23 protein-coding genes, 1 tRNA gene and 1 pseudogene are annotated in these 20,204 nt (G+C 37.0%); 4 read left to right on the top strand and 21 right to left on the bottom strand.

Going from position 1 to position 20,204, the window contains the following annotated elements:
* The first annotated feature begins 50 nt into the window (after nucleotides 1-50).
* From ASF10_RS21345 to ASF10_RS21330, 4 genes and pseudogenes are all read left to right on the top strand, one after another.
* Entirely contained in the window at nucleotides 51-812 is a 762-nt protein-coding gene (locus ASF10_RS21345) for a DUF4369 domain-containing protein (protein WP_056253957.1), read from the top strand.
* 18 nt (nucleotides 813-830) lie between these two features.
* Nucleotides 831-1,217: pseudogene (locus ASF10_RS24285) on the top strand (peroxiredoxin family protein); the annotation flags it as partial.
* A 555-nt stretch (nucleotides 1,218-1,772) separates the two neighbouring features.
* Nucleotides 1,773-1,853, top strand: a tRNA-Tyr gene (locus tag ASF10_RS21335).
* A 291-nt stretch (nucleotides 1,854-2,144) separates the two neighbouring features.
* A complete protein-coding gene (locus tag ASF10_RS21330) occupies nucleotides 2,145-3,452 on the top strand; it encodes a site-specific integrase (RefSeq protein WP_056253951.1) in 1,308 nt (435 codons plus the stop codon).
* Between the two features lie 40 nt (nucleotides 3,453-3,492).
* Here the strand turns inward: ASF10_RS21330 and ASF10_RS21325 are convergent, their stop codons facing one another.
* From ASF10_RS21325 to ASF10_RS21225, 21 genes are all read right to left on the bottom strand, one after another.
* The gene (locus tag ASF10_RS21325) at nucleotides 3,493-3,813 is read right to left on the bottom strand and encodes a hypothetical protein (protein WP_056253948.1); all 321 of its coding nucleotides are present in this window, start codon (nucleotides 3,811-3,813) and stop codon (nucleotides 3,493-3,495) included.
* Nucleotides 3,800-4,075, bottom strand: a complete 276-nt coding sequence (locus ASF10_RS21320; protein ID WP_056253946.1) for a hypothetical protein — start codon at nucleotides 4,073-4,075, stop codon at nucleotides 3,800-3,802. Before ASF10_RS21320 ends, ASF10_RS21325 begins: the two co-directional genes overlap by 14 nt.
* Nucleotides 4,076-4,158: 83 nt before the next feature.
* Nucleotides 4,159-4,446 (bottom strand): hypothetical protein, encoded by a 288-nt coding sequence (locus ASF10_RS21315; RefSeq protein ID WP_056253943.1) that lies wholly within the window; start codon nucleotides 4,444-4,446, stop codon nucleotides 4,159-4,161.
* A gap of 22 nt (nucleotides 4,447-4,468) precedes the next feature.
* Nucleotides 4,469-5,500, bottom strand: a complete 1,032-nt coding sequence (locus ASF10_RS21310) for a hypothetical protein (protein WP_056253941.1) — start codon at nucleotides 5,498-5,500, stop codon at nucleotides 4,469-4,471.
* A 27-nt stretch (nucleotides 5,501-5,527) separates the two neighbouring features.
* A complete protein-coding gene (locus tag ASF10_RS21305; RefSeq protein ID WP_056253939.1) occupies nucleotides 5,528-6,331 on the bottom strand; it encodes a hypothetical protein in 804 nt (267 codons plus the stop codon).
* 27 nt (nucleotides 6,332-6,358) lie between these two features.
* Nucleotides 6,359-7,189, bottom strand: a complete 831-nt coding sequence (gene traN, locus ASF10_RS21300; RefSeq protein ID WP_056253938.1) for a conjugative transposon protein TraN — start codon at nucleotides 7,187-7,189, stop codon at nucleotides 6,359-6,361.
* Between the two features lie 17 nt (nucleotides 7,190-7,206).
* Nucleotides 7,207-8,493 (bottom strand): conjugative transposon protein TraM, encoded by a 1,287-nt coding sequence (gene traM / locus ASF10_RS21295; RefSeq protein ID WP_056253935.1) that lies wholly within the window; start codon nucleotides 8,491-8,493, stop codon nucleotides 7,207-7,209.
* A 4-nt stretch (nucleotides 8,494-8,497) separates the two neighbouring features.
* Nucleotides 8,498-8,893, bottom strand: a complete 396-nt coding sequence (locus ASF10_RS21290) for a hypothetical protein (RefSeq protein ID WP_131726571.1) — start codon at nucleotides 8,891-8,893, stop codon at nucleotides 8,498-8,500.
* A 53-nt stretch (nucleotides 8,894-8,946) separates the two neighbouring features.
* Nucleotides 8,947-9,570, bottom strand: a complete 624-nt coding sequence (gene traK / locus ASF10_RS21285; protein WP_056253930.1) for a conjugative transposon protein TraK — start codon at nucleotides 9,568-9,570, stop codon at nucleotides 8,947-8,949.
* Nucleotides 9,571-9,582: 12 nt separating this feature from the next.
* A complete protein-coding gene (gene traJ / locus ASF10_RS21280; protein ID WP_056253928.1) occupies nucleotides 9,583-10,749 on the bottom strand; it encodes a conjugative transposon protein TraJ in 1,167 nt (388 codons plus the stop codon).
* Between the two features lie 45 nt (nucleotides 10,750-10,794).
* On the bottom strand, nucleotides 10,795-11,430 hold the full coding sequence (locus tag ASF10_RS21275; protein ID WP_056253925.1) for a hypothetical protein: 636 nt from the start codon (nucleotides 11,428-11,430) through the stop codon (nucleotides 10,795-10,797).
* A gap of 11 nt (nucleotides 11,431-11,441) precedes the next feature.
* Nucleotides 11,442-12,059 carry a hypothetical protein gene (locus ASF10_RS21270; RefSeq protein WP_056253921.1) on the bottom strand — a complete coding sequence of 206 codons (618 nt, stop codon included), beginning with the start codon at nucleotides 12,057-12,059 and terminating at the stop codon, nucleotides 11,442-11,444.
* A 15-nt stretch (nucleotides 12,060-12,074) separates the two neighbouring features.
* A complete protein-coding gene (locus tag ASF10_RS21265; protein WP_056253918.1) occupies nucleotides 12,075-12,758 on the bottom strand; it encodes a hypothetical protein in 684 nt (227 codons plus the stop codon).
* Nucleotides 12,759-12,770: 12 nt separating this feature from the next.
* Complete coding sequence (locus tag ASF10_RS21260; protein ID WP_056253916.1) at nucleotides 12,771-15,239, bottom strand: TraG family conjugative transposon ATPase; 2,469 nt, start codon at nucleotides 15,237-15,239, stop codon at nucleotides 12,771-12,773.
* Nucleotides 15,220-15,870 carry a DNA cytosine methyltransferase gene (locus ASF10_RS21255; RefSeq protein WP_056253913.1) on the bottom strand — a complete coding sequence of 217 codons (651 nt, stop codon included), beginning with the start codon at nucleotides 15,868-15,870 and terminating at the stop codon, nucleotides 15,220-15,222. The genes ASF10_RS21260 and ASF10_RS21255 overlap by 20 nt, the downstream gene beginning before the upstream one ends.
* A 34-nt stretch (nucleotides 15,871-15,904) precedes the next feature.
* On the bottom strand, nucleotides 15,905-16,213 hold the full coding sequence (locus ASF10_RS21250) for a DUF4133 domain-containing protein (protein WP_056253910.1): 309 nt from the start codon (nucleotides 16,211-16,213) through the stop codon (nucleotides 15,905-15,907).
* Nucleotides 16,214-16,224: 11 nt separating this feature from the next.
* The gene (locus tag ASF10_RS21245) at nucleotides 16,225-16,563 is read right to left on the bottom strand and encodes a DUF4134 domain-containing protein (RefSeq protein ID WP_056253907.1); all 339 of its coding nucleotides are present in this window, start codon (nucleotides 16,561-16,563) and stop codon (nucleotides 16,225-16,227) included.
* A gap of 128 nt (nucleotides 16,564-16,691) precedes the next feature.
* Nucleotides 16,692-17,177 (bottom strand): hypothetical protein, encoded by a 486-nt coding sequence (locus tag ASF10_RS21240; protein WP_131726570.1) that lies wholly within the window; start codon nucleotides 17,175-17,177, stop codon nucleotides 16,692-16,694.
* Nucleotides 17,178-17,419: 242 nt separating this feature from the next.
* The gene (locus ASF10_RS21235) at nucleotides 17,420-17,986 is read right to left on the bottom strand and encodes a hypothetical protein (RefSeq protein ID WP_056253902.1); all 567 of its coding nucleotides are present in this window, start codon (nucleotides 17,984-17,986) and stop codon (nucleotides 17,420-17,422) included.
* A gap of 16 nt (nucleotides 17,987-18,002) precedes the next feature.
* Nucleotides 18,003-19,205, bottom strand: a complete 1,203-nt coding sequence (locus ASF10_RS21230; protein WP_131726569.1) for a hypothetical protein — start codon at nucleotides 19,203-19,205, stop codon at nucleotides 18,003-18,005.
* Between the two features lie 33 nt (nucleotides 19,206-19,238).
* Entirely contained in the window at nucleotides 19,239-20,126 is an 888-nt protein-coding gene (locus ASF10_RS21225; protein WP_056253897.1) for a helix-turn-helix domain-containing protein, read from the bottom strand.
* Nucleotides 20,127-20,204 lie beyond the last annotated feature (78 nt).

The following is a 20,204-nucleotide window of genomic DNA, read 5'->3' as shown; positions in this document are numbered from 1 at the left end:
ATTTTAGATACTTTTGTTGCACAAATCAATTAACTAATTAATTTTTTATAATGAAAAAAATACTTTTTTTACTAACTGCTTCTGTAGCGATTATTTCATGCAGCAAAGTTAAAGACGGAGAATACCTAATTACAGGAACAGCAACAGGTATTGAAAACGGAAAAACAATCATTCTTCAAGGTCAGGATCCTACTACAAAGATGGCAGTATCTCTTGACACAGTAAAAGTTGAAAACGGAAAATTCGAAATAAAAGGAAAAGTAACTGAACCAGCTTTTCATACTTTGATCCTTCAGGGTGCAAACGGACCAATTCCGTTTATATTAGAAACAGGAGAAATTTCTATTGCTATTGATAAAGATAGTATTCATAAATCTAAAGTTTCTGGAACTTACAACAATGATGAGTATGTAAAATTCAATGAGGATTTAACTAAAACTCAAAAAAGCTTAGTTGATTTTCAGAAAAAGAACACTCAAAAAATGCAACAAGCTCAACAAGCTCAAGATACAGCAACTATCAATGGTTTGATGAAACAATACATGACGCTACAAACTGAAGTTCAGGAAAACTCTAAAAAGAAATATTTAGCTTACGCTGAAAGTCATCCAAAAGCTTACATCTCTGCTTTGATTATTCAAAGTATGGTTGCTGATCCAACTGCTGATATTAAAAAGACTGAAAGCTTATACAATGCTTTAGATGAGTCTTTGAAAAACAGTACTCCTGGAAAAGAAATTAAAGCAAAATTAGGTCAAGCAAAAATGCCTGCAGTTGGTGCGTCAGCAGCTCCTGTTGGTAGCCCAAACTGAAGAGCAGATTTTTCAGCTCCTAATCCGGAAGGAAAAGTAGTTTCGCTTAAAGAAAGCTTAGGCAAAGTTACTATTGTTGATTTCTGGGCTTCATGGTGTGGACCATGCAGAAAGGAAAACCCTAATGTTGTAGCAATATATAAAGAACTACACTCAAAAGGATTGAATATTATTGGTGTTTCTTTAGATAAAGAAAAAAGCAAGTGGACTGAAGCTATCGCAAAAGATGGTTTAACATGGACGCATGTTTCTAACTTAAAATTCTGGGAAGAGCCAATTGCTAAACAATATGGAGTAGAATCTATTCCGGCAACTTTTATTCTTGATGCGTCAGGAAAAGTGGTTGCTCAAGACTTAAGAGGCCCTGAATTGAAAGCAAAAATATTAGAGCTTTTAGCTAAATAATATAATTTTCAGAATGAAATAAAAAAATCTCCCTCGTGGAGATTTTTTTTTGTTTTATAATAATTGAAACAACTTGGAATCAGATAGAGTTCTAGTTTTTTAAGCATAAAGACGCTTATGCTAATTAAAATGAATCTGGCTCTACTTATTTCGCATTTATTAAAATAATGCAATAGCGGCTTTAAAAAACTATTATTAAAAGACATTATAACTAAAACATACTCATCAAAATATTTTTGTAAAATAAATTGCAACAATTTACACTACATTTTCTAAACTTTTGTTCTTGCTTTACCAGCAAAAGTCGTTGCTGCGAACTAAGAATCCCAGAATTAAAAACAAAAAAACCATAATCATCACCTAGGAATAATCTTATTTTTTAAAATAATTCAAACAAATATCACAATTGGATCTTTTTTATTTTATTCAATTCCAACGAATTAAAAAATAACTTTAAAATAACTTAAAATTAAGTGCGTTTTTTGTTTGTAAACATCAAAAACGTTTATATATTTGCAACCGCTTAGAACAACAAAGCGCATTAACGCTGAGATCGGGGAGATACTCAAGCGGCCAACGAGGGCAGACTGTAAATCTGCTGTGAAAACTTCGCAGGTTCGAATCCTGCTCTCCCCACGGAAAGGCCTAAAAGGCGGAAAACTTAAAGTTTTCATTCTTTTTAAAAAGCCACAAAAAATGTCTGAAGACCTGCAAATTCAACGATTTGCAGGTTTTTTTTATTTTAGGCCTGTTTTCAATATTTATAAATCCTCACAAAATTAAAGGTGCAGAATCGGTGCACTTTCCGGCGCGCTGAAAAGTGCACCAGAAACAGCTAAAATCCCTTATATCATAGGGGTTAACGAGATTAACGACTTGATTTGATAGTAATATTATTCTACATTTATTAATTTAAAAAGTAGGATTATGTTGGAAAGCAGTTTTGGTTTGGGATTCTTTTTAAAAAGACCCAAAATAGAAAGTAAAGAATGGATCGTATATTTCAGAATAACTGTTGACGGTATCCGTAAGGAAAGCTCAACTAAGAGAAAATGGGATAATACACGATGGGATCAAAGGTTCGAAAGAGCGGTCGGCTCAAAGGAAGATGCAAAGTCGCTGAACTTCTTTTTGGATTCGCTGACTTTAAAAATCAATGAAATCAAAACCGAAATGATGTACAGCGGCAAAACCATAACCGCTGAGAAAATTATGGACGAGGTTCTGGGAAGGACAGCGCCAAAGATTAAGGTGCTCGAAGAATTTCAAAAGCATAATGATGAAATGGAGGCACTTCTTGGAAAAGGCTATGCAAAAGGCACCCTTGACCGGTTTACCATTACTAAAAACCATTTGACTGCTTTTATAAAATTCAAGCTAAAAAAGCACGATCTTGAATTTGCGGATTTGAATCTCGAGTTTGTAAAGGACTTCGAGTTTTACCTTAGAACTGTACGCGACTGCAGCAACAACACAACCCTAAAGTATATTGCAAATTTCAAAAAGATTGTAATCCGCGCCATTGATAAGGAATTAATCACCAAGGACCCATTTAAGAACTTTAAGGGACGTAAAACAAAACTGGTAAAAAAACCACTCACCGCACAGGAATTGTACGAACTTGAAAGTCATTATTTCACAACTGACAGGCTCAATGTCGTAAGGGATGTATTTGTCTTCCAATGCTACACTGGCCTGGCTTACATAGACGCTTATCAATTAAAGAAAACTGATATCAAAGAAGGCATTGATGGAAATCTATGGATTATGTCCGAAAGGCAGAAAACAAACTCATCATTTAATGTACCTCTTCTTCCCCAAGCACTGAAAATAGTTGAAAAATATAAAGAGCACCCGCTGTGTATCCAGCGTGGAACCGTGCTTCCTGTTTCATCCAACCAGAAAATGAATGAGTATCTAAAAGAGGTGGCAGTCTTGTGCGGCTTTCCTTTTACATTAAACACGCATATGGCCCGCCGTACTTTTGGAAGCACTGTGACATTAAATAACAACGTCCCTATTAATGTAGTTAAAGAACTGCTGGGTCATGCATCGGTAAAACAGACGGAGGCATATGCTATAACTGAGCAGGCTACAATCGGTCGTGAAATGTCAATTCTGAATAAAAAGCTGAACAAAAACGCTTCCAAGATTTCAAAACCAGATTTAGCGGTTCTCGGAAGACTTGAAAAAGAAATCCAGGTAATTAAAAAGAAATACAACATAACTTCTTGAAACTTGCTTTTAGATGGTAATTAAAATCAAAGAGGCTATCTCAACAATTCTGAGATAGCCTCTTTTTATATAGTTTAACTACACTTTTATAACCCGGATGATAAGACGGGCTGTATTTAATATAACCTAAATCCTGCAGCTGTTTAAAATATTTGTGATAAGTGGGTAGTGTATTTACATGCGCCATTTCCATAATTTTACTTCGGCTGACTTGTATCCTCCTACCCTGCCCCTGTCTGTAACCCAATCCTAATATTGCCGTTAAAATTGACAAATGCCACACATTAAGCTTTGGATCAGCAATATAAACTGAAAGATATTCCATGATATTGCTTTCTTTTAATTTCTTAGTCTTTTTCATCCCTAAAAAGTTTTTGAATATCTTCTCTATTGTAATAATAGGATCCAAGCACTTTCTTAAAACGTACTTTTTGTGATGTTCTAAGAGTCTGAACAGATCCGGCAGAAATGTCGAGCATCCTGCGGACAGCCTTACTTTTCAGCCACTCAGATTCCCTTTCAATATTTTCTGCATTAAAAGCTTCCGAAACCGCATTACGGATTGTATCGGTCATTAAAAGTCCAAACTGCCTTAAATCGTCTTTTGTTATAAGTTCTTCCATAAAATACCGGCTTAATGCGTTACAAAAAATTAAATCATATACTTAAAAAGATCATCGTCATTCCAAAAAAATTGCCGCAAAGCTTACTCCAGATAAAAATAAACACTGCTTCTTTTGTTCTTATTCTTTGTCGGGACATAAATAAGATAACCGTAATCATCTAATTCGCGCATGCATTTATGATAAGTTTTTGGAGATACAACCTTAGCGATATTCTGGATTTCAATACTGTATGCCTGAATTGGATTTATAAAATTCCTGTTTGCGCGAAATTGAAGCAGGGCGGCAAAAATTGCAATGTGAGTTGTGCTGATTCTGAAATCATTTTCAATTGCCTGAAAAAATCCCGATAAAAGCTTAAGATTTTCCATAACTCTATAAGATAAATAAACATCACATATGATGAGATTTTTTTGCGGTCTGAGTCTCAATATTGTGCTGTGGTTTCAGCAGCGGGCTAATTTTACAGCCGCTTTTAATTTCTGCCAGACTAAGTTTCTGCATTCTGTCATTATAAAAATTCAAGGTTTTAAACCGTGGATTTGCTTCCAAAAAAACCTTCATTTCTCTCCCTTGTATCATAAAAGCAACTTCTTCCCTCTTTCCCTTTTTCAAAGAATCGACCAGGGATTCGAATGTCTCATAGTCATCATTTTTAAGAGGAACAGTCCTTAAAGCATCGCTTACATTGTATCCATACGATTCTGGAAATTCATGCATTCTATAATTGTCATTAAGATCCCTGTCGTTGAAGTTAAACTGTTTCCATGTTCCGCTTTTTAGAACTGCTCTTCCCGCAAGCATTTCGTATGCTTCAGCTGCACTAAAGTCTTCAGATTTTTCATTCTTAAAGTAGTGAACGCTGCGACTGGATGGCGATGAATCTGTATGAAGAATTGATCTGAATCCATCAAATTGGTAGGCCCCTTGCGCATCTTTTACAAATTTCAGGGAATGTTCAAGCCGCTCATTTTCTGAGATGTGATAAGAAACAGGAACAGTAAAATTTAACAGCTGTTCCTGCATATTCGCCAATACTTTGCCATAAGCCTCATGAAAACCGCATTTTATAAGCTGTTCCTCTAAAGTTTTCTTGTTTAATTCCAGATCTCTAAGATAATCTCTCTTATCTATCCTTTGAAAAGCAACAGCACTAAACGCTTCATTTACAAGCCTAACAACTATATTGGGATAAACTTGATGCTTCAATTTATTATATTCATGCTTAAGAAACCTGAGAGTTATTTTTTCATCTACGGCTTTCGTCTTTTCATATTTAAAAAGCAGCATCTTAAAAAATTTCAGTTTCTCTATGCCAAAAGAGCGTTCTATATTCGGGCTGTTCTGAAAAATAAATTTTAATTTTTCTTCCTTGGACTGCCAGACTTTTATCTCATTTTCTACTCGATTGTTTTCAGAAGACATAACTCAGTTTTAATTTATTTAAGCACCTTAAACCGATCTGCCCGCTTTTTTTGAACGGGAATTACTTTTTTTTTCTTTCAAAGAATTCTCATCGGCATTGTCAGCTAGGTCTGCACTCTTTCCTTTGGACTGTGACTGCTTCTCGTTCTTGCTTTCACGGTCATTTATTCTCTGCAGAGAAGAATCATAAACCTTAATTGTCTTAAACTGGGGATTAGCTTCCACAAACTGTTTTCTCTCCTCTCCTGCTACAACAAAAGTTACGGACTGCAGATTGCCTTTTTTCAGAGAGTTCATCAGATCTTGCTTGTATTGTGGAGTCAGAAGTTCTTTTATAGAATGCTTTTCCAGCGAAGCTTCCAGATCATATCCATAGTTCTGATGATAATGCTGAAGTTTAAAATTTCCACGGTCATCACTTTCTTTGAAGTCCATACGGATCCAGCAATTATAGGCTTCACCGTCCTTATTCTTTAAATCCTTATTGACCGATCTGCCCTCCATCAAATTATACGCCTCTTTGAGAGTAATGCTGGTATTGTCATTATTAATATAAAAAGTCTGTTCCAATCCCGGCTTATTATCTTCTTTCTGGAGATTAACCTGATAGGAATTAAAAAAATACATATCGCTCTGGTCGGACTTTTTAAAATTCAGTTCAACGGTGACTGTATCTTTGTTAGGGACACCATTGTTCATAATACCAGTATGCATCAATTTAAAATCCTTATCCCCTTTCTGAATATTATCTCTTAATTCAGCATCAAAAGTTTCTCCGAATCCAGTATATTTTAACTGGTCTTTCAGATACTGTACATTTTTCTCGTTCATGATATTCACATTTAAAATTAGTACTGATTATAGGTTACCCAGTATTTCAAGATTAACCAAGTGCCTGTTTTTTATGTTAAGTTCCAGATGCCTGCCTCCATTTTTCTCAAAGACCTGCATTGTGAATTTCTTCTTTTCCGGTATAGTAAATTTAGATAAGGCAAAAACTACTGTAGTTTCAGATTTGTCGGCAATCCTGCTAAAGTCTCCAGTGCATAAAAGTGGTGTCATTTCTATTTCCTGAGCTGCAGTTCTTTTCGATTTTTTCTGGTCTCGAATAAAAAAACGAAGCTGGTCGACATCGTAATTAATCCTCGAATCATTCCCTAAAAACACTCTGAAGTACAACACGTCCTGATGAATAAAAATGCCGTCAACCTTAATTTCAATTTCTGCATTTTTCGAACCCAGTCCGCTGACCTTATTTTTCTTGGATAATGCAAGCAGTGCGTATTCTTTTATTTCTTTCTGGTTTTCGTTCTCAAGGGAAAACAGAAGCGATTTATCGTCGCCAATCCGTAATCTTGCATCTACATTTAATGTTGGACACAGATCATCAAAGTTTAGAATGAAACTGTAAAGCTTACCATCGGAAGTTACAACTGTTAAGTTAGTCTGTTGGAAATTCTGTTTTCCAGCTTTGAGAAGCAGAATATTTTCCACTCCCTTAGCTTTCTGCACCAGTACATCACGGCTTCCTATATCCAGGCTTTTTACTGCATAAGGAAATAAAATACTTGTAGTTTTTGAATAGCTAAGCTGTATATTATTAAATTCGGCTTTAGCATCGTACTGTGCAGAAACTGGAAAAACTGCCAGAAAAATAAATGTGATAATTAGTGTCATTAAATTTTTCATTTTCTTTTAGTTTAAAGTTATTGATCATTCTTTTCTTTTTCATCGTAGAGAAGCACTTTGTAACCTGCCTTGACTGCTACTTTTATCAGCTTAACTTTCCTGCTTAAAAGTGATTTGGCTGCCTCCACTCCCATTCCTGTTGCCTGGGCTCCCCAAGAATCACTGACTCCTGCCAGTCCAATACTCTGCATGGACCTGTCAGCGGATGCTTTTGCTACATCCCTGTTTATGGTTCCAGGAATGTAAATGCCTTTAATGCCGTCTATATCAAAGACGGATAGTTCAACCGGGAAAATGGAATTATGGTATTTTATGGTATTGATCTTTATTTCAAGCCTTTCTCCCTTAAGTGACGCTGTCCCAAAAACGAAACTGTTTTTTGGAATTAGTACGCCATTGATAAAAACGTCACTTGCAAGTCTGATTTTTACAATAGAACCGTTGACAATCGTCTGCGTTTCATGAACAGCTGCCTCAACTGCGTTCTGATTTTGTTCATCGTTGATTTCACCATCAAGCGAATAAAATGAATTTGTTGACTGCTCATAATTTACTTTGTTGGTCTGAAGAGAGCTCAGGTTTTGCTCTTCAGCTTTTCTGTTCACTGAAAAAACTTTTCCTTTTTGAAGCTTTGAGTTCTGACGCAGTTTTTCCTGTACACGTTCTGGGTGCTGGATATCCAGAATATTTTCCAGCATGCCGCCAAGCTGGGCAAGTTCAGGATCAGGCTGAGAAGGAGCACTCATGGCTGCCATGAGCTGTTCAAGATTTTTCAACTCGGCTGATTCACCGTGAGGCATTTTCTGGAACTGAAATTCCCTCATATCCTGACCGCTCTGATATTCTTTTGGAGGCTCCGCAATAGCTTTCTGGAGCGCTTCAAGTTTCTGGTACATCTTCTTTTCATTCTCTGGTTTTAGATAGTCTGTTTTCAGTCCGTTTTGTTTATCATTCCATGCAGCCTCATCCGTATCAAAAAACCGTTTTGATTCAAGATTATCATTATCTTCCGCACCAACCGAATAATTAGGATCTTTCTTTTTTTGTTCCTGCAGTTTTATCGAATCAATTGATGCCTGGTCATAATAGCTCATTTTATCCAAACTGGAATCTTCCTTTAGTTTTGGATTTGGAAGCAGCATATTAAATCCTTTTTTTTCAGTTCCTGAAATTGGATTTTCTGGTCCTTTGCCTCCTCCAAGCACCCAGAAAAGCATGGTTATAAATGGAAGAACAAGCAGTGGAAGAACCAGCATCATACTGCGATTCTTTTTCTCTCTGGCTGAAAGTGTTTTATGTTCCATAATCTTATTTTTTATAGTTAGATGAATTAGTTGACTTGAGCTTCGGACTGATGCTAAAATCTTCAGCGTTGGAATTTTGATTTTTAGATAAATCGATTAAGTCTGCTGCATTTATCACACTGTCAATATATCTACTTATATTGGATCTCTCAGCATATTTGTTAAATGGCAGATCCAGAGAATGCATATGGCCTCCCTCATCACTATAAGCAGGCTTAAGCACTTTTACTGCATCAATGTTCATTGATTTTTGACTTTCTGACAGAAAACCGCTCAATGCGTTATAAACACATAAAATCGTTCCAAGGGCCGCAAAAATGATTACTGAAAACTTAAGCTGTGAATTTGAAAGGTCTCTAGTCAGCCTATTCATTTTTGTTACCCACCAGAATCTGATCATCAAATATGACCTTGAAGACTTTACATTCTGTCTTTGTTTTCGCATCAGACTTCTCATGGCTTTCGGTTTACTGTTCCCAAATCCTTATTCTCAAGAGTATTGAAGCGTTCAATCAGAAAACCATGCGGATTGTTATCGCTCCTTGAAACATTTCGCAGCCTTCCTTCTGTAATCAGATTTCTGTTCAATATGCTTGTTGTCCTTATGATGTTCTGCCGGGCATAGCATTTAAAGCGGTAGGGATATTCATTAATATCAATGCGGACGCTGTCTACAATAACAGTCTGGCTTATATTTCCTGATATAATTCCCGAATAATATCCGTTTTCTTTTAAATCATCATATATGCGTTTAACAGAATTATCAGCCAGATACAAGGCCTTGGTAACATTGGCTTTAATTACTTTATCATCCGGGTCAAGACTGAAGAAAAACTGATGGAATGTCCTGACATGATCCCTTGCTTCAACAGGTACATTATCCTTACGATCTGATGCAAATGCCTCAAGCGCCTTTCCATTTGCGAGGATATAAACCTTGTCCTGCATTAAAGCAACGGAGCTGAAACTTTTATAAATAGAATAAGAGGTTATGGCAGCGCAGCAAAGGATAACCAGCATGGTAAATCCTCTTATATGACGAAAAGCAGTATCTATATTTTTCATTTTACTAAACATAATCGAGTGCTTTTAATTTTTAGAGTTTCCCTTGAGCTTGTCGCTCATGTAATTTCCTTTTTCCTCAAAATAAGGCGACGCAGCTGCTGAAGATGACATGCTCTGGCTCATTCTGCCTGCTGCATTTCCCATTGAATCCATTACCATTCCTGCTCCAGTGGCAGCACCTCCAATCACAGTAGAAGTTGATCCGCCAAACAGGCTTGTCAATTTCTGTCCCAATGCGCTTCCTCCTGATGCATGCACGATATAATTGGCAACGGAAGGCACAGTAAAGTACCCCACAATTCCTATAATCATGAAAATTAAGTATCCGATATCGGTCCTGCTGAAAAAAGTATCTCCCGAAGTATTAATCTGTGAGATATCCAGCCTCAGCATCTGTTCCTGAATCTTCCCGATAATGCTGCCGAAAATGTTGGCAACGGGAAGCCAAAGATAAATGTTTATATACCTTGCGAGCCAGACTGTCAGGGTATGCTGGAATCCGTCAAAGACTGCAATACCGAACACCAGAGGTCCTAAAATGGACAGCACCACAAGCTGGAATGTTCTGAGCGTATCAATACACAATGAAGAAGCTTCGAAAAGAATTCTCAGAATTTCGCTAACCCATTCCTTTACAGAATTCCTGAAACTATATGACGCTTTCTCCATTGCAAATTTTACATCATTTCCGATTCCTTCCATAAGTCCTTCATCTGAAGGATCTGCACCGTCATGGGTGTATTTATACCATCTGTCGCGGTCGCCTGTGCCCAGCACTCCAACATACATTTTCCAGGGTGCGCTTTCTTTGACTGCTTTTTCTTTTTCTCTCAGCAGCACTTCGATTGCTTTGTTTGACCCCTCAACCATAGAAGCTGTGGCAGTAACTGTTGGTTTCATGACCCCGTTTATGAGCGCCAGAACAGAAGGAAAAATCATAATGCAGAAACCGATCACAAAGGGCCTGAAGAGCGGATAAAAATCAATCGGTTCCGCATTGGCAATATGACGCCAGACTCTTGAAGCGATATAGAAAATTGCAGCAAATCCCGCCAGCCCCTGCCCGACTCCAATCAGATTGCTGCAAAGTGGCATCATCTCATCGTAAAGCTGTTCCAGAACTGCATGAAGACTGCCGATATTATCTCCGAGTCCCTGTGCAGAAACTGTTTCAGGGAACATAAAGAGCATTAATACTAATACAGCTGATTTGAAAATATTTATCATAAGGCAGAGTTAATTTTTAAACCGATAACTGTTCCGCATCGCATTCACATCATTAGCTTCCTTAGAACGCTGCAGCGCAAGCACTGATGTTGATCCGTTAAAATCATTTAGAAACAGCACCTTCTGCTGCATATCTTCATATATCTTATCTATAGCTGCAAGCCTTTCGTCATCACTCATTCGGAGTTTATCAGCTGCTACGATGGAAGTCAGTTCGTCTAAATTTCTGAGGCTTTCCCTGCTTAAATTAGAATACACTTTTTCAAAATACTGGATTTCCTGACGGCTGAACTTTTCATTTTTAATGATAAGGTCTATCCCTTTTCTGCTTTCCCTCATAAGTGTAAACTGATAGTCGATAATGTCCCCGACTCTTTTGTAATTCTTTACAACTGGGCTGACCTGCATCAGGGCATCCAGGAAAGTCTTATGCAGTGAAAAATTTCCCTCTGACATATCTTTGACGGCCTTATACCCTCCGCTGAGAATATCATATCCTTTTTTCATGTCGCTTAATATCTTTTTAAACTGCGACAGCTTTTCGATATTTAAAATAAGCTGCTGGATTTCAGCTGACTGTGCCTTTCCAGTAAAAGGCATAAAAAACAGAAATAGCATTGCAAAAAATATAAGTATCTTTTTCATGATTTGTTATTTTATAAGCCAAGCAGAACTTCGGCTTGTTTGACATCATTTTTTTCTCTTGCTTTTGATAATGCCAGAAGTTTAATCTCACCGCTGAATTTTTTACAGAAAGAATAATCTTCCCGCGCAGCTTCATAAAGCTTATCAATGCGTTCAATACGTTCATCATCTTTCATTTCAAGTGAAGTACTGGTTGTGATAAGAAGCAGTAAATCAAGATTGTCATCACAGCTGTTCACCAGACGCCTGAAAGTCCTTTCAATGTATTCAAGTTCATTTCCGTGAAACAAATCATCCTGAGGGAGGCTTGCTAAAGTATTTTTATATATCTTAAAAATTTCGATCTGAAGAGTGATTATTTCAGCCACCCTGCCATATTTTTTTACTTTGGGATTAACGGATACCAGTGATGTGAAATAATCGCTGTGCAGGTTCACTTCACCCTTCTTTACATCTGATATAAAGTTAAGTCCGCTTTTAACTGCCTTATAACCTTTTGCAGCATAATCCACATAAGTTCTCAGGGCTGCTATCTGAAGCAGCAGCATCCTTTTCTGTTTTGCCTGCTGAGCCTGAAGCTGGCATGCAGATAAAAATACAGACACAAGAAGCATTATTATCTTTTTCATTAGTTTTAGAGTTGATTACGGAATTCCGTAAAATTGTTTCACTTTATTTACATCAGCATCTGTTTTTGCTCTCTGGAGGCTGAGCAGTACATTCTGCTGGTTAAAAAGTCTCAGATCATTGTAATTTGAATCTATCTGATCTGCTGCTGTATTTATAATTTCGAGTCTTTTCAGATCGCTCATCTGCGTGGTGAAAGATTCTATGATTAAAAATATCTGGTCGACATTTTTCATGCTTTCTCCAAGAATTCCCTCATACACTTTTTCCATGTATTCAAGTTCAGAGATTTTGAAATGGTCGTCTCTTTTAAAAAGATTCCAGGCCTTTTCATATTCGGCAATCAGGCGGGTCTGTTTTTCTGAAATTTCTTTAATTCTCTGATAATAGGTTATAATAGATTTTACCTTCTGCAGTTCGTCGTAATAATCCTTGTAAAGATCACGCTGTTTTTTTGTCCAGTCCGAAATCTCATCGAGTTTCAGTTTTGAAAGCATGTTTTCAATCTGCTTCTGTGCATTCTGAAGCCAGATGGTCTTATTCTGCATTCTCTGGATCCCCAGATCAATTGCCTTTATTACTTTCTTAGTTACTGCTTTTACAATCTCCAATATCGGCAGGGCTGCTGTCTTTTCGGCAGGTCTTGCAGGCATGCTTACTAAAAAGAAGCACATTAAAAATGTAAGAGTTTTAATTTTCATTTTTCTACTAATTTAAGTTCCGTGTCTTAATTCCTGCGCCATAGCGGCAATACCTTTTTTGATGTCTCCTCCAAATTTCTGGACGTAGGCATTCATTTTTACTTTCTCGCTTTGCTCTGTAGTGTAGGCAAGATATTCCTCCAGAGATACTTCTGTCCTGTATACCTTAGACAGCATTCCTCCGAGAGAAATAAAAACCTCCTTGTATTTCTTGGAAGGATCATTTGCTTTATTCACCGAAAGCACCAAAGCTTTTTCCTTGTCAGTCAGCCCAAGCAGTTCCTGAATCTGGTCAAACTTATTCTGATACTTGCTCTGGTCCAGCAGAATTTTGCAGTCGCTGTTGTTGATGATTGCCTGCTTCACTACGGGTGAAGAGATAATGTCTTCAACCTCCTGTGTCACCACTATTGCCTCGCCAAAGAACTTACGCACAGTTTTAAAAAGATACTTGATATATTCTGACATTCCTTCCTTTGCAATAGCTTTCCATGCTTCTTCAATTAGAATCATTTTTCGTATGCCTTTCAGTTTTCTCATCTTGCTGATAAATACTTCCATGATGATGATGGTCACTACAGGAAAAAGAATCGGATGGTCTTTGATGTTATCCAGTTCAAATACAATAAAGCGCTCTTTTAGCAGATCAAGATTTTCAGTTGCATTGAGCAGATAGTCAAATTCTCCGCCGCTGTAATAAGGGCGAAGCACATAAAGGAAATTATTCACATCAAAATCCTTATCTTTTACATTATCACCCTGAAGAACTGTTACAAACTCCTGTTTTAAAAACTCATAAAAAGTATTGAAACAAGGATAGATGGATTCATCCTTATCCAGTTTTTCGAAATACAGCTGCAGGGCATTGGAAAGAGCCACATATTCGCTTCTGTTAAACGTTTCATCATCTTTCTTCCACAAAGCCAGCAAAAGCGTTTTGATGCTTTCCTTTTTCTCGGTATCAAGACTGTCTCCTTCCCCGATATAAAATGGATTGAAACGAATCGGGTTCTTCTCGTCATAGGTAAAATAATAGCCGTTTACCATATCGCATAAGCCTTTATAGCTGTGCCCAACATCTACCAAGACAATATGAGTTCCTTGTTCGTAATAGCTTCTGACCATATGATTGGTAAAGAAGGATTTCCCGCTTCCAGAAGGCCCTAAGACAAACTTGTTTCGGTTAGTACAAATTCCCATTTTCACGGGCTCATCGCTGATATCCACGTGAACAGGCTTTCCCGTCAGGCGGTCTCCAAGACGTATTCCGCAGGGACTCAGTGAGGATCGGTAGCCGGTCTCCATATTCAGAAAACAGACAGCCTGCTCGGTAAAAGTGTCAAAAGCATCATTCATCGGAAAATCTGCTGCGTTTCCGGGAATTCCCGCCCAGTAAATCTGCGGAGCTCCAACTGTCTCCTGTTTAGCCGCCGCATCCATCTGCGCGAGAGCAGATGACACTTTGTTTTTTATGTCTTTAAGTTCTTCCTTTTCCGATGTCCACGCAAGAACATTAAAATGCGCTTTCACAGGCAGGCGCTGCTGTGCGATAGCTTCGTTCAAAAAATCGTTAGTTGCGTCCCTTGCAATCATATTTTCTCTGCTGTAAGCAGACAATGACTGAAGTCTTAATCTTTTGCTCTCCAGTTTCTGGATTGTTTTCTGCGAATCTTCAATGAAAATATACTGGTTGTATATGTGATTGCAGGACAGCAGTTGGCCGAGTGTTGAAGCAAATCCGATACTGAACTTTGTTTTGTCTGTTGAGTAACGGTCAAAATTGATTCTTGAACCGCACAGAGCAGGTAGATCGACCGCATCTCCAAGCATAAAAAGCTGGGTGTGCTTGTCCCCTATCTGCATCCCGTCTGAGAACTTGAGATCGTTGTAGATATACGAATTTTCATTATCTGATAGAAAACAATACTTTTCCATAAGACCTGTCTTTCTGCTCTGGCTTTTCAGCTCATCATTTCGAAGTCTTGTGAGCTTAATGAACCCGCTGTCTTCCATAATCCTTCTGAACTGGCCTGTACTGTCAATGAAGTCCTGAAGGAACTGCATATTGAGTGTTTCATCAGGTACAAGGTTATTTCTTATAAGATTAGAAAATAACGAACTGGAACTTTTTCTTCCTGCTGGTTTCTTGGTAATCATTATATAACATGAATGATCCAGAAATGGTCTTTCATTGAAAAATCTCTCACTGCTTCTGGTTAAAAAACTGCTGTCTTCATTATCAAAGTCCGCTTTATAGCTGCTTTCTAAAAACCAGTCCTGTTTGTGAAAAACTGTGAACTTCGGCAGAATTTTTATCGCCTTTATCCATGACTGGTGAAACGCCTCATATTCCTGGTCCGACATTGTAAAAATTTCCGGCAGATCCGCCTTAAAAACCACTGTTATATCACCCTGCTTTGATAAAATGCAGTCATGCTGCACGTCCATAATCGGTAAAACATCATCTAACTCCTTTTCCATTTTTCCTAGTTTTACTAATCTTCACATTTTTCATATAGAGACTTCTGGCGGTATTTAGAATATGGAGCCCAAGATCTGGGTCCACACAGTTGCGAAGCACCTGCCTTTTATTTGAAATATTGGAACCCTTTAAGCAGAAACCTAACGACTCTTCAAGTTCAGGAATCTGTGCGTGACGTATTTTAATCACTGTTTTTATTTCTAATTCTGGAATCTGAAAATTGGACCAGAAAAGATGACGCTGCAGAGCAGCATCAGGTTCGATAAGCGCAGTGTAATAAGGCTTGACATTTTCAACGGCCCATAAACACTCGGCATTATGCTTCAGAAATAATATTTCCTGATACAGCCTCATATCGGGAAATACAGCGGGAGTGCCTCGGAATCTCACGCAGATATTCTGGCGGAAAGAGGAATGTGACTGGCACGGCGGTGATGACCAGATAAAATCAAATTCTTTATAATGATCCAAAAGATACTGGTTTGCATCCCCTACAATCACTCTATCATCTGGAAAGTTCTGCGCGTACAATGCTGCCAATCCAGGATCCAGCTCAACTGCCGTAACCGATACGTCATCCCAGTTTTTTCTGTTTCCGCCGATTCCGGCATATAAATTTAAGACCTTCATAATCCACCTCCATCTATATAACGTTATACAACTATCACTTAATAAAAACTGCCCTGCTACGCACCTTAACACATTTAGGAAGCTGCCTCGCAGCTAAAGCTTTCATCATGCCGAATTCACCATACTGCCTGCTCATTTTATAAATTTTAATCACCATCACAGTTCCTGCCGTACCAATTAAAGCGACACAGACAAGAGATGGAATGCCGACTATGAAAAGCACTGCAAAAACAATCATAAGTCCCACGACACCCCCGCCCAGATACCATATGTACTGGGCTTTCAAGCCTTTAAATTCAATTGACTGATTGATTCCTTTGTTAATCTGATAAATACTGCTCATTTTAATGCTGGTTAAACTCCAAAGAAAGATTTGATCACAGTGGCAACTACTACCAGAAACACGCAGCTTCCAAACCATGCTGCTGCCACTTTACCTGTGTCGGGATCTCCTGCATTCCATTTCTGATATACTTTCACCGCTCCTATGAGTCCGAGTATTGCTCCTACTGCATACATAAGTTCTGTGCCTGCATCAAAATAGCTTCTCACCTTTTGGTTGGCTTCATTGATTCCGGCAACACCATCTTGGGCATGAGCATTTACCTGAATTATTAAAAGCAGAAGAATAGTGCTTACTAATAACTTGTTTGTTTTAAAAAAACGCTTTAACTTTAGTCCATCGTTCAACATCGTACATCATTTTAAAGATTAATACTAATTCAAAAAGCAGAGGAACAGCGCCGTCGCATCATCTATTCTCCTTGTCACATTTTACCATACCGCACTAGAGCGGACGGGGAAAGTTCCTCTGCTATCATTTAATTATTTTCTTCCCATAGTTTGTCTGCCTCATTTGAAGTGAGAAGCAGTTCCGGGTGCTTTTTCGTTTCGTAAGCAAGCAGATTATTCACATTGCCGCGTAGGGAAGAGATCTTCACATAAGGATATTCAGAGATTATTAATCTAATGTAATTATTGAATTCCTGCTTTGGACGGCCCAGTTCGGCGCTTTCTGAAACGGCCCCAGTCAGTCTTGCTGACAGTTCTTTAACCTCATCAAGTGTAGCAAAAGATTCTTGAAATGCTTCATTGAGATTTGTAGGTTTACCATCTTCCTGGTCAGAAGAAGGCAAGGAATCATTTTTTGTTTTTTTTCCTAATGACGGAAAACCAATTTTCTTTCTGCCCGAGAGAATCTGCTTTATTTCAGAATAATAATAGCGGAAGCCTGTATACAGATACCACAAAACTAATAGAGTAACAACAGCCACTAGGTAACTGTTCCATGAAATAGAATTTAACATAGCATTTTTCATTTATCATTCAACATCATCTCATACTATGAATAAACCAGTAAGAACAATTATGGTTTATTTTACATTCCAAAGTAACTTCGGAAATAAAACTTCTACAAGTACAACTTTTTCTGTACCCCATCTGTACCCCTGTACCTCTCAATGATATTAAGAGCTAAGCAAAGGGCATTAATTTAAATCCATAAAAAAACCTCCTTAGTAGGAGGCTGATTTTTGCTGTTTTTAGATATTTATTTTTCCATAATTTTCTTAAGTATCATAAGTTCGGCATCTTTCTTCTCAATAAGGTGCCAGCCATTATCAGAGAATATAAAATATGCTTTTTCTTTTTTTTCAGCAGGAAGGTCTGGCCATAACACCCCAAACTCATTCATGTGGTATTTTACGATGTACTCGGCAACAGCCATTCTTTTATCGTTTGTTTCTGCAGTTATCTGGATGATTTTATCAAAACTTTTTGATCCGATCTTCACCTTCTGTATTTTACATTCTTTTTCTTCTAAAGTCCTTTCAAGCAGAAAGTTTTTTGATAAGGCTGTAAATTCGATCAACGGTTTTTCACGATCTTTAAATTCTCTTGTCTTCATTATCTTGACAAGACCTTTTTCTTCCAGTCCCGAATCCAGCATTCTTCTTGCATGAATAGGATCACTGCAAAAAACTTCAAAATCTATAACAGATGGATATTTGTATTTTTTAATAATCAAGTTTTCCGCAGTTTTAAAATCCAATTCTTTATTCTGGCAGGAGATAATAAGAAACAAAAGCACTGGTATTATTTTTAATAATGTTTTCATAATCTCAATAATTAAATTAATATTCTTTTATATGTTTGATAATTTTCTCTAATGTTTTAATAACAAATTCTTTATCCTTTTCCTCAGGATTGTAGGACTTGCTTCTGACGGATTGATACGATAGATTCCGTTTAAAAGGCGTGGACAGATAAGGGACAATCGTTTTAAAAATTAGGCTCATTGATCTTGCTTTCAATATTCGTGTTTCATCGGTTGCTCTCAAAATCAGTCCCATTTGATCAGAAGAAAGGGTGCATTGGATTTTATTTTGGTCAGCAAGATGCGAGGGATTGCCATTTTTTTTAGAAGATGAAATATCTTGAGCTTCAATTTCATCTCGGTTTTGAAGGAAACTAATTTCTGATACAAACCAATTCTCCAAAACATCCTTAATGTTCTGATGGCTTGCATCGAACGTTATTTTCACATTTGAGTGAAGCTGTTTGAAATCCTTGAAAAATAGCAGAAGCAGGTTTAATTTGGAAGATTGTTTCTCGGTTTTGTAAATCTGTTCGGTCATTCTTTCTGTTAGAATTGAAATATATTGCACCGAATTAAAATTATGGTCGATTAGAAGTTCATCAAGAGGACTGAAAATGGAAAGATTTTCCATATCATCATTATGTTCATCTAACAGCTTTAAAAGCTCCCGGAAATAAAGGATCCGGCGATAAGTTAGTTTCTTTCCGTTTTCTGCTTCAATTGCATTCTGTACTATTTTTACAACTCGCTTGATTGTTACTTTGTCAGACTCAGAACTTAAATTCCTTTTACTGATTCTTTGCAGTTTTAATGCTAGTTCCTTTCTGCAAACCATAAGATAGGTAATTGGAACTCTTTCATCTAGGCTCAAATAATAAGAGAATCTATCCTCGATGAAAGAAATCAGATAATCCAGGTTTGAAATGAGAAGATCAGCAAGCTTCCGTATTTTGTCAGATTGAATGACCTTTTCCGTTCGATTTTCCATAATACTGTCCAGCAGAAAAATTAGTGTTGAATGATATTGCCTGACTGTGACGCGTATATGTCGTTTCTTCTTTAATGAAAAAACTTCATTTTTTATATGCACCTGTATTTTTATAGATTCCTTGGAAATATTCTCAGAAATAACTGCTATATCATTATCAGTCAAACTGTCAATATTCATGCTTAATGGATCAAAAGTCTGCAGTATCAAAGAATCAAACCATTCTAATGGATATATATTATTCATCATAGCATAGTTTTTTTTCGATAATTACATCAACCACTAGCTGCCTTTGAATTTTTCAAAAGAATTAGATCGATAATCAGAAAGCGATAAAGAAGTGTACTTTTTAAAAAATATCCTAAAAATTGACAGGCTTTCGAATCCCAGTTCTTCTGATATTTCTACCAAACTCAGCTGACCATCTTCCAGAAGAATCTTAGCCTCGCTTATAAGTGCCTCTATAATTAATATTTTGACGCTTTTGCCGGTAATTTCTTTTACCACTCTGTTTAAATAAATTGGAGTGATAAAAAGAGCTCCTGCATAAAATTGAACGTGATGCTGTTTTTTATAGTGAATTGACAATATTGTCAAAAACTCCATAACAATACTTTCCTTTCTAGTGAACTTAGGCATCGAATTCCCAACATACTTCGTATAAATAACTTTAAGTTCATAAAGGAATAAATTTAAACTTATGCGGTGTAGCTCACTTTCATATCCCTCTCTATGTGCATTCACATTTACATAATATACCAGCCTATAAATAAGAGACAAAACTGAATATTCGTTTTCATTCAGTGATGCTTTCATTGTTTCTTTCCTTATAAAAAAGTAAAACGAGTCGATTAGCTCTTTTTTGAGACAGTTTTTAACCGTAAACTCTGAAGAGAATGTAACTATATAAATCTGCAGTTTATCGTGAATTTCAAGAATATTACAATCTGAGTCTTTAGGAATTATAATTAAATCTCGTGCTGACAAATCTTGAATAACGTCTTCAAGTTTTAATTTAAATCCTCCTGATCTTATTAGCAAAAAGGCTAAATTTTCAGACTTAAATTCATCTACACTATTAGTGACTTTTTCATACTTTTTAATAAGGTGAATATCGAATCCGTCAATAGGAAGGTTTTGCAGTTTCGTGTTGATTAAATTCTTTAACATTATCCTAATTTTATCATTTTTAAGATGTATCCAAGTATTTAATCTTTAAATTTCCTTCTAATTATGAGAAAAAAAAAG

Origin of the sequence: Flavobacterium sp. Leaf82, from assembly GCF_001422725.1 — a bacterium.
Taxonomy (GTDB): Bacteria; Bacteroidota; Bacteroidia; order Flavobacteriales; family Flavobacteriaceae; genus Flavobacterium.
Note: the sequence above shows the minus strand (reverse complement) of the source record. Positions and strands in the feature narration are given on the sequence as shown.

What these genes read in the sequence shown, in the direction of transcription:
- ASF10_RS21235 (WP_056253902.1), bottom strand. Translation starts at nt 17,986, where the DNA reads ATGAAAACATTATTAAAAATAATACCAGTGCTTTTGTTTCTTATTATC.
- ASF10_RS21305 (WP_056253939.1), bottom strand. Translation starts at nt 6,331, where the DNA reads ATGAACGAGAAAAATGTACAGTATCTGAAAGACCAGTTAAAATATACT.
- ASF10_RS21270 (WP_056253921.1), bottom strand. Translation starts at nt 12,059, where the DNA reads ATGAAAAAGATAATAATGCTTCTTGTGTCTGTATTTTTATCTGCATGC.
- ASF10_RS21245 (WP_056253907.1), bottom strand. Translation starts at nt 16,563, where the DNA reads ATGTTGAACGATGGACTAAAGTTAAAGCGTTTTTTTAAAACAAACAAG.
- ASF10_RS21320 (WP_056253946.1), bottom strand. Translation starts at nt 4,075, where the DNA reads ATGGAAGAACTTATAACAAAAGACGATTTAAGGCAGTTTGGACTTTTA.
- ASF10_RS21225 (WP_056253897.1), bottom strand. Translation starts at nt 20,126, where the DNA reads ATGTTAAAGAATTTAATCAACACGAAACTGCAAAACCTTCCTATTGAC.
- ASF10_RS21240 (WP_131726570.1), bottom strand. Translation starts at nt 17,177, where the DNA reads ATGTTAAATTCTATTTCATGGAACAGTTACCTAGTGGCTGTTGTTACT.
- ASF10_RS21315 (WP_056253943.1), bottom strand. Translation starts at nt 4,446, where the DNA reads ATGGAAAATCTTAAGCTTTTATCGGGATTTTTTCAGGCAATTGAAAAT.
- traN (WP_056253938.1), bottom strand. Translation starts at nt 7,189, where the DNA reads ATGAAAAATTTAATGACACTAATTATCACATTTATTTTTCTGGCAGTT.
- ASF10_RS21265 (WP_056253918.1), bottom strand. Translation starts at nt 12,758, where the DNA reads ATGAAAATTAAAACTCTTACATTTTTAATGTGCTTCTTTTTAGTAAGC.
- ASF10_RS21250 (WP_056253910.1), bottom strand. Translation starts at nt 16,213, where the DNA reads ATGAGCAGTATTTATCAGATTAACAAAGGAATCAATCAGTCAATTGAA.
- ASF10_RS21310 (WP_056253941.1), bottom strand. Translation starts at nt 5,500, where the DNA reads ATGTCTTCTGAAAACAATCGAGTAGAAAATGAGATAAAAGTCTGGCAG.
- ASF10_RS21260 (WP_056253916.1), bottom strand. Translation starts at nt 15,239, where the DNA reads ATGGAAAAGGAGTTAGATGATGTTTTACCGATTATGGACGTGCAGCAT.
- ASF10_RS21255 (WP_056253913.1), bottom strand. Translation starts at nt 15,870, where the DNA reads ATGAAGGTCTTAAATTTATATGCCGGAATCGGCGGAAACAGAAAAAAC.
- traK (WP_056253930.1), bottom strand. Translation starts at nt 9,570, where the DNA reads ATGTTTAGTAAAATGAAAAATATAGATACTGCTTTTCGTCATATAAGA.
- traM (WP_056253935.1), bottom strand. Translation starts at nt 8,493, where the DNA reads ATGGAACATAAAACACTTTCAGCCAGAGAGAAAAAGAATCGCAGTATG.
- ASF10_RS21345 (WP_056253957.1), top strand. Translation starts at nt 51, where the DNA reads ATGAAAAAAATACTTTTTTTACTAACTGCTTCTGTAGCGATTATTTCA.
- ASF10_RS21330 (WP_056253951.1), top strand. Translation starts at nt 2,145, where the DNA reads ATGTTGGAAAGCAGTTTTGGTTTGGGATTCTTTTTAAAAAGACCCAAA.
- ASF10_RS21325 (WP_056253948.1), bottom strand. Translation starts at nt 3,813, where the DNA reads ATGAAAAAGACTAAGAAATTAAAAGAAAGCAATATCATGGAATATCTT.
- ASF10_RS21275 (WP_056253925.1), bottom strand. Translation starts at nt 11,430, where the DNA reads ATGAAAAAGATACTTATATTTTTTGCAATGCTATTTCTGTTTTTTATG.
- ASF10_RS21230 (WP_131726569.1), bottom strand. Translation starts at nt 19,205, where the DNA reads ATGATGAATAATATATATCCATTAGAATGGTTTGATTCTTTGATACTG.
- traJ (WP_056253928.1), bottom strand. Translation starts at nt 10,749, where the DNA reads ATGCTCTTTATGTTCCCTGAAACAGTTTCTGCACAGGGACTCGGAGAT.
- ASF10_RS21290 (WP_131726571.1), bottom strand. Translation starts at nt 8,893, where the DNA reads ATGATCAGATTCTGGTGGGTAACAAAAATGAATAGGCTGACTAGAGAC.